The organism is Marinoscillum furvescens DSM 4134, assembly GCF_003386095.1.
Lineage (GTDB): Bacteria > Bacteroidota > Bacteroidia > Cytophagales > Cyclobacteriaceae > Marinoscillum > Marinoscillum furvescens.
This window is the reverse complement of record NZ_QREG01000009.1, coordinates 17792-33176: the sequence shown is the minus strand read 5'-3', so window position 1 is coordinate 33176 and position 15385 is coordinate 17792. Positions and strand designations below refer to the sequence as shown.

Below are 15385 nucleotides of genomic sequence, written 5' to 3'. Positions count from 1 at the left end.
GGATATGTATTGGAGTCGGTTGATTTTTTCCATTTTACTTTGTCTCAGTATCGGAGCGCAGGCCCAAAAGGTGAAACTTTCGCCAGAAGCGGAGATCTATGTGATGACTCTGGGACCCTATCAGGAGGAATTGTATTCGGCATTTGGCCATAGCGCTATTCACCTCAAAGACCCCTACAATAAGGTAGACTGGGTGTACAACTATGGGGTTTTTGACTTTCAGCAGGAAAATTTCTTTTGGAATTTTGCCAGAGGCAAAATGCTCTATCGCCTGGGCATGTCGCGCTACAACGCTTTCAAAAACCACTACGAAAAGGAAAATCGCTACATCATCGAGCAGCGACTCAACCTGACCCTGGAAGAAAAGCAAGCACTTGTTGACTACCTGGCAGAAAACTACAAGCCAGAAAATAGGGAGTATTACTACAACTACGTTTATGACAACTGCGCCACCAAGATTCGGGAAGTTCTCAATGACCGTTTTCCAGGTAGAATCACTTTCGAAACTAGCTATATGGAAGAGGGAAAGACCATTCGCGACCTGATGGACGACTACCTCACTTATCAGCCCTGGGGCGACTGGATCATTGATATTGGGTTGGGCATGCAGATCGATAAGGAGGCAGATGAGATGGAGTATATGTTTCTGCCGGATTACATCCAAAAGGCATTTGAAGGAGCCACGTTTAAGCGTGATTCGGTTACAGTGTCTTTAGTGGCGGAGACGGTGGAAGTTTATAAGCCAACCCCCGAAACCCCCGAAAATGGGGTGTTTACACCTTTTAATGTGTTCGTGATCTTCTTTTTTGTGGTTGGGTTTATTACCAATCGAGATTTTAAAAAGGAAAAACGCACCAAATGGATCGATCCAGTGGTGTTTACCCTTGCAGGATTGCTAGGATGGTGGCTGGTATTTTTGTGGGCGGGTACTGAGCATCTGTCCAAAGACAACCTCAATTTACTCTGGGCGATTCCACTGCATATTCCGTTGGCATATCTCACAGGTGTGAAAAAACTTCAGCCGTTTTTGAGTAAGTATTTCCTTGTGATTGCGCTACTCTATGGCCTGCTTATCCTGCTATGGTCCGTATTGCCACAGCCCTTGCACCAGGCATTGATACCGTATATTCTTACCATGATTCTGCGTGGATTTTATATACACTTTGATTTGCGAAAGCAGCTTAAATTAAGGGCTAACTAACGATTACTGCCCCAGTAGCCAGGTGGTAGCTGTATAGAACCCAAGCAGCAAAAAGAATATGCCCGGGATACGGTAGACCAAAAAGGCATTGTCAGCGATGTGGGCAAAGCGAGCGCCCAATTTATTGACTGTAAGCAGTAGGCAAAAGGTGCCCGTGGAGATTCCACAGAGGTAGAGCCAAAAGTGAGATCCTTGCAAGCTGATCCAGCCATTTGCTTGCAAATAGGCCGTCACGGTTAGCCAAAAAGGAATGGTGAGGGGGTTTAGAAGACCGAGGATCACTCCGCGTTTGAAGCCATTCCGGCCTTTTAGGCTTAGCTTTCTTGTCAGAATGCTGTTTTCAGATTTTTTGGTCAATAGATTGATGAAGCCAAGCAAGATCATGGCAGCTGCGGTGATCAGCTGAAAATACTGTGTAAAAAGTGGCTTTTCACTGAGAAATAGCTGAAAGCGAACGGTAACACCTGCATAGGCAAACTCCGTAAGTGCTGCGGCTAGCGCAAAGAAAAATGCGGCTCGCTTTTGTTGCTGAATGGACAGCTGCATGCTGGTGATGTTGATGGTGCCCGGAGGAATGGAGCCCAGGTAGCTTACTACAAACCCGATGGTTAGTACCTGCAGCATCAGCCTTTTTTGTTGAGTAGTTGATTGTAAGTTCTTATGGCTTTCAGCTTAGCCAAACCAGCTGAGAAGGTCCAGTAAGGAATTCCTTGTCGATGGTTTTCCAGGCTTATTTCGGCCAGAGCCTTTAAGTGCCACAGAATAGTCCGATAGGCTTCACGTAGTGAAAAACCGGGCTGATAGATGTGCCCGGGTTCTGCCCCAGCTCCATTCAGTTCCAGGATTTGAAAGTCTTCTAGACGTGTGAGGCTTTCGATGGATTGGCACCTCAGGTCAAACCTGCCAAAGTGGAAACCCTCGATTTTGCTGGTGAGGCGGCTGAACGCAGCATGCAACTCAGGGCTGGCGAGCTTGGTGTTGTCCAAAAACTGTGTGCCCCGACAGTGGTTTCCAATGGGCTCTACTATGATTCGTTCGTCTTTATTGGGAATGTGCTGGAGCAAAGTCTGATTTTCGGGCTTGCTAAAACCATAGAGCAATTTTGCACGCTGATCCGCTTGTAATAACTGGTATACCGTGTCTGTACCATTGCCGGTTACAGTGAGAAACTCTTTTTTCACGATCGAAGTAACCATTCCTTTCTCGCTGCCAGGGGGTTTAATAAAAAAAACGCCCAGCTCCACGGGATAGTTTACATAAGCCTGAAGTAGAAAGGGCACAGGACATTTTTTGGCATAAGCTATTAGCTGTAGTTCGTTTTCGATTTTTTTCACCAGTTTGCCGCGCTCACCTTTGTCTGGCTTGGCGATCATCGGATAACCGATTTGTTCGGCTGCAGCCAAAGCATGCTGCACGTCCCTTGCTGCAATGAGTACAGTTTCGGGATAGCTATCAGCTGGCAGCAGTTTAAAAATATCCGACTTCCGTTCGCCTAGCATACCGCCAAACTCTATAGAAGGGTTGGCTGCAGTAAAGAAGAAAAAAGAGCGGCACTTGAAAGCCAGCCAGAGGTAATAGAAATACACAGGAAAATAGAGTACACCAAAAGGCCAGAATTCCCAATGAGTGATTTTTACCCACCATGTTTTTAGTGTAGATCGCACGGCTTAGGCTTGCTGCTGTTGGAAGCGTACAGTAGAGCTAGCCACGCCAAAATGGACAGGAAGCTCCACATGAGGAAATGCAATTTTTACTCCTACTTTGATGAGAGCCATGTGATGAATGGCGTGCTCTATGTTGTAGGCCAGTTCACGGTGGTAGCTACTCGGAATTTGTATTAGCTCATCCTCGTCTATCGCATAGTTGGCTTCCAGCAGTAGGGGGAAGTCTTCACGTTGGTTTTTCAGAAATGCCCGAATGTCATGAATGGTACGAAGAGCCAGCTGTAGGTCATTTTCCATGGTTTTGTCATGAAGACGGTTATCATAGTTTACTTCACTCGTCTTTGAAGACGCTATCAAACACAGGAAAAACTCCAACGTATGGCGTACATGCTGACCGATGGTGGCATTGCTGAGGGTGGGGATAGCCTGAGAAAAATTATTTGGGCCAAGCTGAGCAATGGTTTCTTCCAGCTGGTCAAGCAAACGTAGGGCTGATTGGTGGATCGACATATGGCTTACACTACTTGAGCGGACAGGTTTATATCTTCTAAATGGATGAAGATAAAAAATATCTGCGAAACAATGCGTCAGGAATTGGTGTGCGGTAGTTGATCAGTGATGGACGACACCAGACTCATTTCAAAGCCTTTGCGCATCAGATACGCCATCGTTTTTTGCTTGCGCACCCAGTCGTTCTCTTCTCTGTGCAAGCTTTCCCACTTTCGGGAAGCCAGGTCTTGAAGTACTTGCTCGTAGCGCTCATCACTGATTGCCGTGAGTCCTTCGGACATGGCCGACTCACTGACCTGATGTCTGCTAAGCTCTTGCCGTATGCGGATTTTTCCCCACTGATTAAATTCGAACTTGTCGTGACAAAAAGCTCTGGCAAATCGGTGTTCGTCGACAAAACGCTCGTGGACGAGCTGTTGTAAGAGCTCAAGGGCTTCTTCCTCCGTAAGCTCCCAAGCCTGGCATTTATCAAGTACCTGTTTGGGTGAGCGCTCTCGTCCGGCACAGTACTTGGCAGCTTTGGCCTTGGCGTGCTTTAGCAGGTCTGAGCGCTCCATGGCTTATTTGATGTAGCCTTTGTTTCGCAGTACCGTCTCCAGGAAACGGATTTCGTTTTTGTTGTTAAAAATTTTGTGCGGGAAGTAGAGCAGCTGTGCTTTGCTAGCAAACAGCACAAAGTGGTCTTTCCCTGCTTTTGCTCTTTTGATCTGATCCCACTTCATAGGCATCCCCTGTTTAGGGTTTAGCTTCAGTAAGATTTGCTGGCTTGTGATTTCGTAAGACAGTTTTTGGAACATAAACTTGCCCTGCTCCAGCTGAGTGACTCCTGCAAACTGGATCAACCAAAACAAAAGGTAAAGCACCAGGCCTATGGTAGCACCGATGATCCACCACCAGTTAGGGATCCAGAGGTACCCTGCGCAGATAGCCAGGTAGATCAGGCCTACCCACCATTGCTGCTGTAGGACTGCCACTAGGGCCGTTTTGATATAAGTTTTGGTCGGGAGTTGGTATTTTTTCGTTCTTACGATCATCTTATTTTATTGCTTTCAAACTAATGTCTAAACTTTTGTAGGAGTGCGTCAGTGCGCCTACGGATATGTAGTCTACTCCGGTCTCAGCTATATCGCCAATATTTTTTTCAGTGATGCCGCCACTGGCTTCTGTTTCCATGCGTCCGCGTACCATGTGTACTGCTTCTCGGATATCGGAGGGAAGCATGTTGTCCAGCATCACCCGGTGTACATGCCCTGTTTCGATCACTTCTTCCAGTTCGGCCAGGTTGCGTACTTCTACTTCTATTTTCAGATCCAGGTTATTGGCTTTCAGGTATTCCACGGTAGAGATAATTGCCGGATTGATACCTCCAGCATAATCCACATGGTTGTCTTTGAGCATCACCATGTCATAGAGACCAAAGCGGTGGTTGACTCCTCCGCCAATGGCCACTGCCCACTTTTCTGGTAGTCGGAAGTTTGGCGTGGTTTTTCGGGTATCGAGCAAGCGTGCCTTGTGGCCTTTGATGAGCTCACAGATTTTGTGTGTATAGGTGGCTATTCCGCTCATACGCTGCATGCAGTTGAGCACCAGGCGCTCGGCACTGAGAATGGCCTGGGCATTACCTTTCACTACCAGCCCTACTTCTCCATTATAGGCAAAGTCACCGTCTTTCTTTTTAAAGTCTATCTCGATGCTTTTGTCTACATAGTGAAAGATGCGCTCGGCTAAAGTAAGGCCAGCCAAAACGCCATTGTCTTTGATTAGTAGTTGGGCATGACTCACCTGATCTTTGGGGATGCTCCCCAATGAGCTGTGGTCTCCATCACCGATATCCTCGGAGAGGGCCGTCTTGATAAAGTATCTGATGTTCTGCTCTGTCAGGTATGGTTTTGCCATAAGACCGCAAAATTAGGAAAGCCCGTGCGATCAGAGGCTATATCCGGCCAATTATTCGCGGCTGAAGTTGATCGTATCAATCTTAAACTGGCCTTTTATCTTCTTGATGACCATCACCACGCGGTAACTTCCTTCTTCCAGGCTGTAGGTACCTATGGTGTATTTGAGGCCTTCGGGAGAAGCGCCCTGGTGGATGTAGGTAAAACCCTTGGGAGGATTGTTGAGAAAAAAATCTTTGAGCACTTCTTCGGCCTGCGCAATGCTGTAGTTGGAGGCCTTGCCATCCATCTTTATCTCCAGGTTGGCATTGCAAAATTTGATCAGCTCTTTGGAGCTCCCTGCTTTCATGGCAGTGCTGATGTCATTGAGGATCTGGTCCTGACCCTGAGCAGACCATACCAGTAAAAGTGACGTAAAAATGAAAGATAACTTGATCATGGTTATAAAGGTATCGAAAATTGTGCCACAATTGAATTTAAAAGCAGAATAACATAAATAGGTTGACGGGCTTTCTGCATCGATACTATATTTGCCCTATGAATAAAAAAGTAATTCTCCTCATTTTGGATGGCTGGGGCATAGCCCAGGAAAAAAGCGTCTCAGCCATAGACAAAGCGAACACCCCATTTGTAGACAGCCTTTATGGCAAGTATCCAAATAGCACATTAGAAGCTTCAGGCCTCGCAGTAGGGCTACCCGAAGGTCAAATGGGTAACTCCGAGGTGGGTCACATGAACATAGGTGCCGGACGAGTAGTGTATCAGGATTTGGTGAAAATCAACAATGCTGCGGAAGACGGATCCCTGGCTAAAGAAAAGGAACTAGTGGCTGCATTTGACTATGCTAAAGCCAATGGCAAAAAAGTACATTTCATCGGGCTGGTATCGGATGGCGGAGTGCACTCGCATATCAAGCACCTGAAAGGACTGCTATCTGCTGCACATGCCAATGACGTGAAGGACGTACTGGTCCATGCATTTACTGATGGTAGAGATTGTGACCCCAAAAGTGGGAAAGGCTTCGTGGAAGAGCTGGAAAAGCACATGGCGGAGACTACCGGCAAACTAGCGAGTATCACCGGACGCTATTATGCTATGGACCGAGATAAGCGCTGGGAGCGTGTAAAGCTTGCTTACGATGCCTTGGTAAATGCCAAAGGTGAAGTAGAGGCTGAAGATATGGCGGCTGCTGTACAACAGTCTTATGATAGTGATGTGACGGATGAATTCATCAAACCAATTATTCACGTAGAGAATGGCTCACCTGTGGGCAAAGTAGAAGAAGGCGACGTGGTGATGTGCTTCAATTTCCGTACGGATAGAGGAAGAGAAATCACCCAGGTACTTTCTCAGGAGGATTTCCCAGAGCATGACATGAAAAAGCTCGACCTCTACTACCTCACCATGACCAACTACGACGATACGTTTAACAATGTAAAAGTCGTTTTTGATAAAGACAACCTCCAGCAAACGCTGGGAGAAGTGCTAGCTGCTAATGGCAAGAAGCAAATCCGAATTGCTGAAACAGAGAAATATCCACACGTTACTTTCTTTTTCTCTGGTGGAAGAGAAACAGAGTTTGAAGGCGAGAAGCGCTTGCTATGCCCTTCACCAAAAGTGGCTACTTACGACTTGCAGCCAGAGATGAGTGCTCATGACATAAAAGACGCAATCATTCCTGAATTGAAAAAGGGTGAAGTGGACTTTGTTTGCCTCAACTTTGCCAACCCAGACATGGTTGGTCATACTGGAGTATTCGAAGCGGCTGTGAAAGCATGTGAGACTGTTGATAGTTGTGCAAAAGACGTAGTGGATGCAGCCTTGGAAAATGGCTACACGAGCATCATCATTGCCGATCATGGAAACTCTGACATCATGGTAAACCCTGATGGGTCTCCTAATACGGCGCACACTACGAACCTTGTGCCGTGTATTCTGGTTGACAAGGAGTTTGACGGTACCATCAAGTCGGGCAAGCTGGGAGATTTGGCTCCTACCATCCTAAAGCTGATGGGCGTGCCTAAGCCAGCCGAGATGACTGGAGATGAATTGATATAAGGCTAATTACAAATTAAATAACTCAGGCAACTCCGGCATTGGTCGGAGTTGTTTGTATACCAGGCAGTCGCCGAAATGTGGATGAAAAAATTACTGATTTGTGGGTTGGTCCTGATAGGGCTGGGGTGTGCTGAAAATGAGCAGTCGGTAAGAGCACTGGATGCCTATTTTAAGCTGGATTCGCTGTTGGATGCAGAGGTGGCTTACCTCACGTCAAAGCAGGCGAAACTCAACAAGCAAGTGATCATGGATGGTCAGGAAGAAAGTCAGCGTTTTCGGCCCGACAGCTCTCAGTGGAGTGATGAATTTGTGATCATTCGAGACTTTAGCCTCAACAAACCGCACTATGTGGGTGCCTACAAAAAGACGGAGCGCAATGGAAACACGCTTTTGGAGCTCAACGAATCAATTGACGCGCCCGTTAAGTCGTTTGAGCTAATGTATGAAAATGGGTCACTGCAGCAGATTCAAGCTACTTATTTTGAAGACAAGACTATCTACCAGCACAAGCGGGACCTCACGCTGACATTTGAGGACAACCGCCTCAAAGCATATACCATCAAAGGATTTCAGAAAATGGTGCTCAAAGACACCATCACCTATTCCATTTCGGGAAAAGTAAGCATCAATGAGTAAAGGAGAGAAGAGAAGACTGAACCGGGAAGGCCTCAAAAGACTCGCCGGAATATTTAGCTACATGTGGCCGTACAAAGTGCCGTTTATCATCGGGTTGGTGATGCTGGTGGTTTCCAGTAGCATTTTTATGGTATTTCCCTACGTGTCGGGGAAGCTGATAGATATTGCCTCTGGGAAGCAGGACTGGTTTATCAATCATATTGGAAAAGCAGCTCTTTTGCTACTGGCCGTTTTGTTTGCACAGAGCATCATGTCGTTTTTTCGAGTGGTACTTTTTGCGCGTGTTACTGAAAACGCAATGGCTAACATCCGCACTGACCTCTACCAGCGCATGGTTTCGTTGCCCCTGGCCTTTTTTGATAAAAATAGAGCAGGAGAATTGATCAGTAGGATCTCCAATGATGTATCCATTCTCCAAACCACCTTTTCCACCACGCTAGCAGAAATGATTCGTCAGGTGATCATTCTTATATCGGGGATCGCACTAATTTTTTACACCACTCCGGCTTTGAGTGTGTTCATGCTGGCCACGTTTCCAGTGATTGTTGTTTCGGCAGCAGTATTCGGAAAGTTTATCCGCAGGCAGTCCAAAAAGACACAGGAGGAGCTGGCTACAGCCAATGTGATTGTAGAAGAAACCATTCAAAGCATCCATTCGGTAAAAGCTTTTACTTCTGAGTTGGTAGAAATAGCGCGCTATAGAAGTTCCATGAAATCTGTAGTGAAAACGGCTTTGAGTGTGGCCAACTACCGAGCGGCATTTATTTCGTTTATCATCTTTATGCTGTTTGGTGGCATTGTGGCGGTGATCTGGTACGGAGCTACGCTTGTTCAGGCAGGTGATATGACGGTGGGTGACTTGCTTTCATTTGTGCTTTACACCACGTTTATCGGAGCCTCTATAGCAGGTATAGGAGATTTGTTTGGCCAGGTACAAAAGGCCATCGGAGCCTCTGAGCGTATCCTCGAAATCCAAAAGGAAACACCTGAATGGGACCTGGATCAGCAAACAGCTATTTCGCCACTTACAGGCGACATTCAATTCAGCGATGTTCATTTTAGCTATCCTACACGGGATGAAGTAGAAGTTCTGAAGGGAATTGACCTTCACATCGGGCAAGGACAAAAAGTAGCGCTAGTAGGTCATAGTGGTGCAGGTAAGTCTACCATTGTGCAGTTGATGATGCGCTTTTATGAAGTCACCGGTGGAAGTGTTAAGATCGGGGAGCAGCATCTCGCAGACATAGACTTACCACAGCTTCGAGCCAATGTAGGTATTGTACCGCAGGAGGTGATTCTTTTTGGCGGTACCATTGCTGAAAATATCCGCTACGGAAAGCCTGGGGCTTCTCAGGCAGAGGTGGAGGAAGCGGCTGCTAAAGCCAATGCCCTCGACTTTATTAACAGTTTTCCCGAAGGCTTTGATACGCTCGTGGGCGAAAGAGGCGTGAAGCTCTCCGGTGGTCAGCGCCAGCGGATTGCCATTGCCAGAGCTGTCCTTAAGGACCCGTCCATTCTCATCCTGGATGAAGCTACGAGCTCCCTGGATGCAGAGTCAGAGCACCTGGTTCAGCAGGCGCTCAATGAGCTGATGAAGGGCCGCACCACAATTATCGTAGCCCATCGTCTGGCTACCATCCGATCGGTAGACCGTATATACGTGTTGGAGAATGGGCACATTGTAGAATCCGGATCGCATGAAGAACTAGTAGGTGCCGAAAATGGAGCCTACAAAAGCTTTATTGAGTTGCAGTTGGAGGGGTGAAAATGGTCCATCAAGGATTGTCCATCATTTCATTCACTTTCCATGAATGAAAAGCGGTGTGAAATTGTTATTTTGTAGAAAAGACAGCATTCATGAATGTATCAGAATTACAGCTTCATCAAGCCATTGATGCCATTAGGGATAGCGAAAAGCTAGAGGCAATCTACACGCTTTTGAAAGGAACAAAAGGCCCTTTCAAGCCCATGTCCGGGGAAGAATACGTTGGAGCTATTGATGAAGCCAGACAGCAAATAAAAGAAGGAAAATGTCTTAGTGTTGATGATCTGGAAAAGGAATCTGATAACTGGTGAGAAAGAAAAAAGTCATTTGGTCAGATAGAGCCATAGAATCTTTAAAGGAGCATTACGATCATATCAAACAAGATTCAGTTCCTGCAGCAAAATGAGTAAAATCAGAAATGCCTCGAGAGGCTTGAATACTTATCCAGAGAAATATCAATTAGACGAATACTATCCCAATAACCCGGAAAATATCAGGAGATTTTTTCGGTGGAGTTATAGGATAGTTTATCAGGTTAACGAAAAATCTATCGACATCTTGAATGTCTTACATACTAGCCAAGAACCAAATCAGGAATAACCCATCAGGTAATTTCCAACTGGCCACTGCTGTTCAATAAAAGTAGGTGGAGCAGGTTTATGTGTGTGTCCCCCCGCAAGCGCGAACGTTTCGCTCGTGTCCAAAACTCCCGCTGGCAAACGCGTTTCGCGTGTGCCTGTAGTGTATTGAAGAGATAAAGGTAATTCCGAAAAGAACCTGGGTATAAGGCTTCATTCGACAAAAAACCCGCACTGGCTTTAGGGCGGCATGGAAGGGCTAAATGAAGACGTTAATCAGTTTCATCCGATGGGATAAATTTTTTGGGAATGAAAATCGTTAACTTTACATTATGGATTTGCAAACAAGAAAACTTCATTTTATTGAGGAAATTCTGGCCATCAGTAATGAGAAGGTCATTGAAAAGCTGGAATCAGTACTTAAAAAAGAGCAACAAGAAATAAACCCTGTGCTGAAAGAAAAACTGACTTCCAGAGCCTTAAAAGCCGAACGGGACATTAAAGAAGGAAGAGTGATGAACAGGGAAGAGATGGAGAAAAAATTGAATGCTCGCTTAGGTATATGAAATTAGTCTATACCGATCAATCCTACGAGAGTCTGGATGAATCGTTACGTTTTTTGTTGGAAGAACAAGGCTGGTCTTTAGAAAAAATACTTGAGTTTAGAAATGCCATGCTGGATAAAGCTGACAATCTGGTAACCACTTATAATCATTATCAGCAAGAGGAATATCTGGAGCATTTAGGAAAAGGACACAGAAGAATCATACACGGTTATTTTAAGATCATTTACAGGCTCGAAGGTGGATTAATCTGCGTAACAGATTTTTTTGACACTCGGCAAGACCCTTCGAAAATGAAAGGCTAATCCAGCCGCACAAGTCCGCCCCCAAGCTGGTGCGAGCGAATGTTAGCATCATTCAAAAGATTAAGGAGGTTTTGCAGAGTTCTGATGAGGGAAATGCTGTTGGATAGAACCCTGATGGTAGTATTATCACCAAGGCGGATCTAATATCCAGGGCAGAAGCTTCTGAACAAGTCATTAAAGAAGGCCAGGTCAAGAATTTAAGTGTTTTGAAAGAAGAAATAAAGAATTGGTAAATGGAGGTGGTGATTACCGCGAAAGCAGAGTTACGTCTCAAAGAAATCCACGAATACTACTCGGAATAGGCCTCACCGATGAAAGCCACAAAAATCGTCAGTCAAATAGTAGATCGAGCATTGAGCCTTAAAAATCTAGCCAATAGAGGACGTATTGATGAAGACCTCAGGCTATTAAGAAAGGAACTTCGCTATGTTTGGAACTTCATTACAGGATCATTTATCGTGTGGAGGGAGAAACTGTTTTCATAACAGATATTTTTAGTAACTGGCAACATCCGGATAAGAAGTTCAGCAGAAATCAGTAAGTCTTTCGAAAATCTCAAAACACCTTTGTTGCAAGGGTAGATTATTGTCCAACAGGCGAGCGACTGTCTTTCTTCTGTTGGCGCGAGCGTTTCGCCTCACAATAGAAACTTCATGAGTCAAGCACACACCGGTATGTAGTGTGGCCTTTAGCGACAGCAACTTCACTGTACGTACAACCACTTCCTGCTTTTCATGTAGATGAACATGACGAGCGTCACCATACCTATGATGGCGAAAAAGCCTTTCTGGTAGTCCCACTCCCTGGCGAGCTCAGGCCGACTCGCATTTCATTGGAGCTTGCTAAATGCAACTAAATATAGTTGCTTTGAGTTGTTTCTAAGAAAGAAAAACTTATTGCTAAGTTTTTAAGTATGCCATCAGGTTTTCATTATGATGAGGTGGTTAAACTACTTGGATACTTTGGTTTGAAGAAGTGAAAAAGGGGAAGACCTCTGCATCAAGAGTGAAGTTTGAGAATGCAGATGGCATACCAATCATGTTACATAAACCACATCCAAGTGGGATTATGAAGAAATACCAAATGCGACAGATAAAACAAATTTTAGGGTTATGAAATATCTGGAATACAAAGGTTACACAGGCAGCATAGAGTACAGTCCAGAGGATAATTTGCTCTATGGAAAAGTATTAGGGATTAGAGGATTGATCTCTTATGAAGGTGAGACTGGAAAGCTGCTGGAAGATGATTTTAGAGAGGCTGTTAATAATTATCTGGCTGATTGTAAAGAAGCTGGGAAGACCCCTGAAAAGCCGTTTAAGGGGAGCTTTAATGTGAGAATACCGGCATCATTACATCAAAAGGCGGCACTTTTAGCAATGGAGTCTAAAACCTCCTTGAATAATTTTGTAGCAGAGGCCATTAGATCCAGAGTTACAAAAGAACCTGCCTGAGCTCACCATACAAACCCAGCTTTAATAGTAAAGAAGAGTTTTAGTTCAGTAGCCATATCGAGCCTCAATTAACCAAGGGGAGTGAAGTCCAGACGGGGCAGCATAAGTCACGCGAAGTGATGGACACCAATGAGGAATCTACTAATCCTGAAAATTTGACGGCTCATGCTGAAATTCTTAATAGGTATAAATGAGAATATACAGACTATCACCACAAAGAGCTGCTTAATGCACGTCTATCCCATCAAAGAAGATTTCGGTGATGGCAGTGTCTTTCCATTTTAGGCCGGGGTAAATCTCCACGATCTCAAACTTGAGGACTGAGGCAGGCTTAGACTTAAGCGCATCCATGTCCTTTCGATCTGCGTATCCGATTGCCTTCACTGCAAAGTGCTGCTCTGCTTTACTGTCTTCCAAAGCCAAGTACGCAAGTGGACGGTCGTTTAGGTACACTTTGAGTTTTTTTACACGGCTATTATTTTTCCATGCAGCGTCGCTTTTCACATAGCCATTCACTACAATGATTTCGGTGATTCTGGGGTTTTCCGGGCGGAGGTGGTATTCAATATACTCACCTATGCCATAGTCATCAGCGCCCTCTACCCAAGCCGTTTCATAGCTGAGGTCGTGGGCATTTTCAGGGCTGTAGGTATTGGATCCCTGAGGGCTGAGCGAAGAAGAGGCTGTTTGTGTGTCCAGACCACCTCCACAGTACCAACTGCAGGCTCTTCCTACTATGTCCCACATGCTTTCGTACACTTCTCCATACTTCGTGAAAAGCTCCTCTTCTTCGGGAGTCAACTCTTCCCATGTTCGCTTGCCGTCCGTCAGGTCTTGCATGGCTTTATCCCGGATGACCCATTCGGCTTTGATCTCAGGAGTAAAGTCCACCATTTTGCCAATAGTGGGTGTAAGTGTAGGGATGGATTGAGCTGAGATATTCTTGCCAATTAGTAAAATAAGAATAAAGAGAGTTCTTTTATTGAATAATTTCATGGGTAATGTGTTGGTTTAGGGATTGCGTTATTTGAAAAAAATAATATATTCACTGAATAAACTTATTCCTACTCTAATTAAGATTAGCTATGATTACTTGCAAAAATTGTAAATCAGAAAATCAAACTTCCAGCCACTGCACCGTCTGTAGCTATCCTATTCAGGGCTCAGAACAAGAACAAGCTACTTTCATAGCACGGCAGGTGACCCAAAAGAGTGATGTGGAAGAGTCATGGAAGCGACTCAAAACTGCTCGAAAAATCCTTTTTGGTATTGGTGTATTCTACTTGGTAATTTCTTTTTCACCTTTAATGCCAGACGAAGCGGTGTTCGCATTGGTTTTAAATCTGCTTTTGGCAGTCATGTTTATTGGTTTTGCGCTGCTTACTTACAAAAACCCACTAGTAGCCATGGGAGTGCCTTTGGTGCTGATTATGGTATATTATCTGGGAATGCTGTTTATTGACCCGGCGTATTTGTGGACGGGTATATTTTGGAAGGTTTTAGTGGTCACAGGCCTCACCTATGGTTTTGTGAGTGTGCGAAAGTCCAATAGAATTTTGCGTGAAAACACTTACCTAGCCTCAATTCTCGAAAAATAACACAAGCTACAACCACTTCCTGCTTTTCATGTAAATAATCATGATGACTGTGACTACCCCGATCATGGCATAGAAGCCCTGCGGGTAAGCCCAGTCCCAGCCGAGCTCAGGCATAGACTCAAAGTTCATTCCATAGATGCCTGCTATGAAGGTAAGTGGTATAAAAATGGTAGCGATGATCGTCAGTACCTTCATCACCTCATTCATTTTCATGCTGAGCTGTGACAGGTAGAGGTCCATCACACTGGTAAGTATCTCTCGGTAAGTGTCCAGGTTTTCTACCACCTGCACGGCATGATCGTAAGAGTCGCGCACAAACATCAGCGTGCTCTCGGAGAAAAACTGTGCATTACGAGTGGAGATGTTGTGGACTACATCGCGTACCGGATACATGTAGCGTCTAAGCTGGATAAGGTCCTTTCGTACCACCTGAATATCCCGTAGTTCGATTCGCTCCGGCTTGCGCACCACCAGATCTTCCAGTCGCTCGATCTTGGCCCAGACCTGGTCCAGCGTCTCGTAGTAGAAGTCTATCACAATATCCATGAGCATGTAGGCCAGGTAGTCAGCACCTCTCTTGCGAGCACGCCCACGACCGTTTTTGAGTCGGGTGCGAATGTCATCAAACACGTCTCCCGGTTTTTCCTGAAAGCAAATCACAAAATTTTCGTGGATTACCATGCTCATCTGCTCTATGTCCACTTTGTTGTGCGCCTCTACATGGTTGATCATTTTCATGCAGATAAACAGATGATCTTCAAACTCCTCTACTTTCGGGCGCTGGTTGGTGTCTAGAATATCTTCCAGCGTGAGCGGGTGAAGGCCAAGTAGTTCTCCGATTTTTGATATTACTGACACGTCATGCAGACCTTGCACATTGATCCAGGTGACTGAGTCGGGGTGATTGTATTGCCGCAGGTCTTCAGGATTTTCTATGTCTATTTCGTCTATCCGGTCATTGGTATAGTCCATCACATGGATGTTTACTTTGTCTGTGTAGACTTTGCCCGTATAAATGAGGCTTCCAGGCGCCAGTCCCGTTTTAGGGCGTTTGCGGCTAAGCGTGATGGGGCTGTACTTTTTGAGATCGGTGATCGGATCTGTGATCTGCTTTAGTTTGGATAGTTGCTTTTTTACCATGTCAGGCAAAGAAATATG

The 15385-nt window shown here is 45.3% G+C and carries 20 protein-coding genes; 11 read left to right on the top strand and 9 right to left on the bottom strand.

The features are described from left to right. The first annotated feature begins 4 nt into the window (after positions 1–4). Positions 5–1201 (top strand): lipoprotein N-acyltransferase Lnb domain-containing protein, encoded by a 1197-nt coding sequence (locus tag C7460_RS11005; protein WP_115868156.1) that lies wholly within the window; start codon positions 5–7, stop codon positions 1199–1201. 3 nt (positions 1202–1204) lie between these two features. On the opposite strand, the gene C7460_RS11000 is transcribed toward C7460_RS11005, so the two are convergent. From C7460_RS11000 to C7460_RS10970, 7 genes are all read right to left on the bottom strand, one after another. Next, positions 1205–1825: a LysE family transporter gene (locus C7460_RS11000; protein WP_115868155.1), complete on the bottom strand. Its 621-nt coding sequence runs from the start codon at positions 1823–1825 to the stop codon at positions 1205–1207. Beyond that, entirely contained in the window at positions 1825–2865 is a 1041-nt protein-coding gene (locus tag C7460_RS10995) for a hypothetical protein (RefSeq protein ID WP_115868154.1), read from the bottom strand. The genes C7460_RS11000 and C7460_RS10995 overlap by 1 nt, the downstream gene beginning before the upstream one ends. Positions 2866–2868: 3 nt before the next feature. Beyond that, positions 2869–3375, bottom strand: a complete 507-nt coding sequence (locus tag C7460_RS10990; RefSeq protein WP_147302914.1) for a DinB family protein — start codon at positions 3373–3375, stop codon at positions 2869–2871. A 77-nt stretch (positions 3376–3452) separates the two neighbouring features. Beyond that, positions 3453–3932 (bottom strand): regulatory protein RecX, encoded by a 480-nt coding sequence (locus tag C7460_RS10985; protein ID WP_115868152.1) that lies wholly within the window; start codon positions 3930–3932, stop codon positions 3453–3455. Between the two features lie 3 nt (positions 3933–3935). Then, the gene (locus C7460_RS10980) at positions 3936–4409 is read right to left on the bottom strand and encodes a YcxB family protein (RefSeq protein WP_115868151.1); all 474 of its coding nucleotides are present in this window, start codon (positions 4407–4409) and stop codon (positions 3936–3938) included. 1 nt (position 4410) lies between these two features. Beyond that, a complete protein-coding gene (gene nadC, locus C7460_RS10975; protein WP_115868150.1) occupies positions 4411–5271 on the bottom strand; it encodes a carboxylating nicotinate-nucleotide diphosphorylase in 861 nt (286 codons plus the stop codon). 51 nt (positions 5272–5322) lie between these two features. Next, the gene (locus tag C7460_RS10970) at positions 5323–5709 is read right to left on the bottom strand and encodes a DUF4783 domain-containing protein (protein ID WP_115868149.1); all 387 of its coding nucleotides are present in this window, start codon (positions 5707–5709) and stop codon (positions 5323–5325) included. A 98-nt stretch (positions 5710–5807) separates the two neighbouring features. On the opposite strand from C7460_RS10970, the gene gpmI reads away from it, so the two are divergent. The 9 genes from gpmI to C7460_RS10925 all read left to right on the top strand — a co-directional run bounded on the left by gpmI (position 5808) and on the right by C7460_RS10925 (position 12629). Next, positions 5808–7328, top strand: coding sequence for a 2,3-bisphosphoglycerate-independent phosphoglycerate mutase (gene gpmI / locus C7460_RS10965; protein WP_115868148.1), 1521 nt, complete (start codon positions 5808–5810; stop codon positions 7326–7328). Between the two features lie 81 nt (positions 7329–7409). Beyond that, positions 7410–7964, top strand: a complete 555-nt coding sequence (locus tag C7460_RS10960) for a hypothetical protein (protein ID WP_115868147.1) — start codon at positions 7410–7412, stop codon at positions 7962–7964. Continuing rightward, complete coding sequence (locus C7460_RS10955) at positions 7957–9729, top strand: ABC transporter ATP-binding protein (RefSeq protein ID WP_115868146.1); 1773 nt, start codon at positions 7957–7959, stop codon at positions 9727–9729. The genes C7460_RS10960 and C7460_RS10955 overlap by 8 nt, the downstream gene beginning before the upstream one ends. Before the next feature lie 92 nt (positions 9730–9821). Further along, positions 9822–10040 carry a hypothetical protein gene (locus C7460_RS10950; protein ID WP_115868145.1) on the top strand — a complete coding sequence of 73 codons (219 nt, stop codon included), beginning with the start codon at positions 9822–9824 and terminating at the stop codon, positions 10038–10040. Positions 10041–10131: 91 nt separating this feature from the next. Then, entirely contained in the window at positions 10132–10329 is a 198-nt protein-coding gene (locus tag C7460_RS24530) for a type II toxin-antitoxin system RelE/ParE family toxin (RefSeq protein ID WP_221409501.1), read from the top strand. Positions 10330–10639: 310 nt separating this feature from the next. Then, positions 10640–10873, top strand: coding sequence for a hypothetical protein (locus C7460_RS10940; RefSeq protein ID WP_115868144.1), 234 nt, complete (start codon positions 10640–10642; stop codon positions 10871–10873). Continuing rightward, positions 10870–11175, top strand: coding sequence for a type II toxin-antitoxin system RelE/ParE family toxin (locus tag C7460_RS10935; RefSeq protein ID WP_115868143.1), 306 nt, complete (start codon positions 10870–10872; stop codon positions 11173–11175). The genes C7460_RS10940 and C7460_RS10935 overlap by 4 nt, the downstream gene beginning before the upstream one ends. A 311-nt stretch (positions 11176–11486) precedes the next feature. Next, the gene (locus C7460_RS23750; protein WP_170147969.1) at positions 11487–11660 is read left to right on the top strand and encodes a hypothetical protein; all 174 of its coding nucleotides are present in this window, start codon (positions 11487–11489) and stop codon (positions 11658–11660) included. A 627-nt stretch (positions 11661–12287) separates the two neighbouring features. After that, positions 12288–12629, top strand: a complete 342-nt coding sequence (locus C7460_RS10925) for a type II toxin-antitoxin system HicB family antitoxin (RefSeq protein ID WP_115868142.1) — start codon at positions 12288–12290, stop codon at positions 12627–12629. Positions 12630–12854: 225 nt separating this feature from the next. Here the strand turns inward: C7460_RS10925 and C7460_RS10920 are convergent, their stop codons facing one another. Next, the gene (locus C7460_RS10920) at positions 12855–13625 is read right to left on the bottom strand and encodes an NADase-type glycan-binding domain-containing protein (protein WP_115868141.1); all 771 of its coding nucleotides are present in this window, start codon (positions 13623–13625) and stop codon (positions 12855–12857) included. A gap of 89 nt (positions 13626–13714) precedes the next feature. On the opposite strand from C7460_RS10920, the gene C7460_RS10915 reads away from it, so the two are divergent. Further along, positions 13715–14227, top strand: a complete 513-nt coding sequence (locus C7460_RS10915) for a hypothetical protein (protein ID WP_115868140.1) — start codon at positions 13715–13717, stop codon at positions 14225–14227. Positions 14228–14233: 6 nt separating this feature from the next. On the opposite strand, the gene corA is transcribed toward C7460_RS10915, so the two are convergent. Continuing rightward, complete coding sequence (gene corA, locus C7460_RS10910; protein WP_115868139.1) at positions 14234–15367, bottom strand: magnesium/cobalt transporter CorA; 1134 nt, start codon at positions 15365–15367, stop codon at positions 14234–14236. Positions 15368–15385 lie beyond the last annotated feature (18 nt).

What these genes read in the sequence shown, in the direction of transcription:
- C7460_RS11005 (WP_115868156.1), top strand. Translation starts at nt 5, where the DNA reads ATGTATTGGAGTCGGTTGATTTTTTCCATTTTACTTTGTCTCAGTATC.
- C7460_RS11000 (WP_115868155.1), bottom strand. Translation starts at nt 1,825, where the DNA reads ATGCTGCAGGTACTAACCATCGGGTTTGTAGTAAGCTACCTGGGCTCC.
- C7460_RS10990 (WP_147302914.1), bottom strand. Translation starts at nt 3,375, where the DNA reads ATGTCGATCCACCAATCAGCCCTACGTTTGCTTGACCAGCTGGAAGAA.
- C7460_RS10985 (WP_115868152.1), bottom strand. Translation starts at nt 3,932, where the DNA reads ATGGAGCGCTCAGACCTGCTAAAGCACGCCAAGGCCAAAGCTGCCAAG.
- C7460_RS10980 (WP_115868151.1), bottom strand. Translation starts at nt 4,409, where the DNA reads ATGATCGTAAGAACGAAAAAATACCAACTCCCGACCAAAACTTATATC.
- nadC (WP_115868150.1), bottom strand. Translation starts at nt 5,271, where the DNA reads ATGGCAAAACCATACCTGACAGAGCAGAACATCAGATACTTTATCAAG.
- C7460_RS10970 (WP_115868149.1), bottom strand. Translation starts at nt 5,709, where the DNA reads ATGATCAAGTTATCTTTCATTTTTACGTCACTTTTACTGGTATGGTCT.
- gpmI (WP_115868148.1), top strand. Translation starts at nt 5,808, where the DNA reads ATGAATAAAAAAGTAATTCTCCTCATTTTGGATGGCTGGGGCATAGCC.
- C7460_RS10960 (WP_115868147.1), top strand. Translation starts at nt 7,410, where the DNA reads ATGAAAAAATTACTGATTTGTGGGTTGGTCCTGATAGGGCTGGGGTGT.
- C7460_RS10955 (WP_115868146.1), top strand. Translation starts at nt 7,957, where the DNA reads ATGAGTAAAGGAGAGAAGAGAAGACTGAACCGGGAAGGCCTCAAAAGA.
- C7460_RS10950 (WP_115868145.1), top strand. Translation starts at nt 9,822, where the DNA reads ATGAATGTATCAGAATTACAGCTTCATCAAGCCATTGATGCCATTAGG.
- C7460_RS24530 (WP_221409501.1), top strand. Translation starts at nt 10,132, where the DNA reads ATGAGTAAAATCAGAAATGCCTCGAGAGGCTTGAATACTTATCCAGAG.
- C7460_RS10940 (WP_115868144.1), top strand. Translation starts at nt 10,640, where the DNA reads ATGGATTTGCAAACAAGAAAACTTCATTTTATTGAGGAAATTCTGGCC.
- C7460_RS10935 (WP_115868143.1), top strand. Translation starts at nt 10,870, where the DNA reads ATGAAATTAGTCTATACCGATCAATCCTACGAGAGTCTGGATGAATCG.
- C7460_RS23750 (WP_170147969.1), top strand. Translation starts at nt 11,487, where the DNA reads ATGAAAGCCACAAAAATCGTCAGTCAAATAGTAGATCGAGCATTGAGC.
- C7460_RS10925 (WP_115868142.1), top strand. Translation starts at nt 12,288, where the DNA reads ATGAAATATCTGGAATACAAAGGTTACACAGGCAGCATAGAGTACAGT.
- C7460_RS10920 (WP_115868141.1), bottom strand. Translation starts at nt 13,625, where the DNA reads ATGAAATTATTCAATAAAAGAACTCTCTTTATTCTTATTTTACTAATT.
- C7460_RS10915 (WP_115868140.1), top strand. Translation starts at nt 13,715, where the DNA reads ATGATTACTTGCAAAAATTGTAAATCAGAAAATCAAACTTCCAGCCAC.
- corA (WP_115868139.1), bottom strand. Translation starts at nt 15,367, where the DNA reads ATGGTAAAAAAGCAACTATCCAAACTAAAGCAGATCACAGATCCGATC.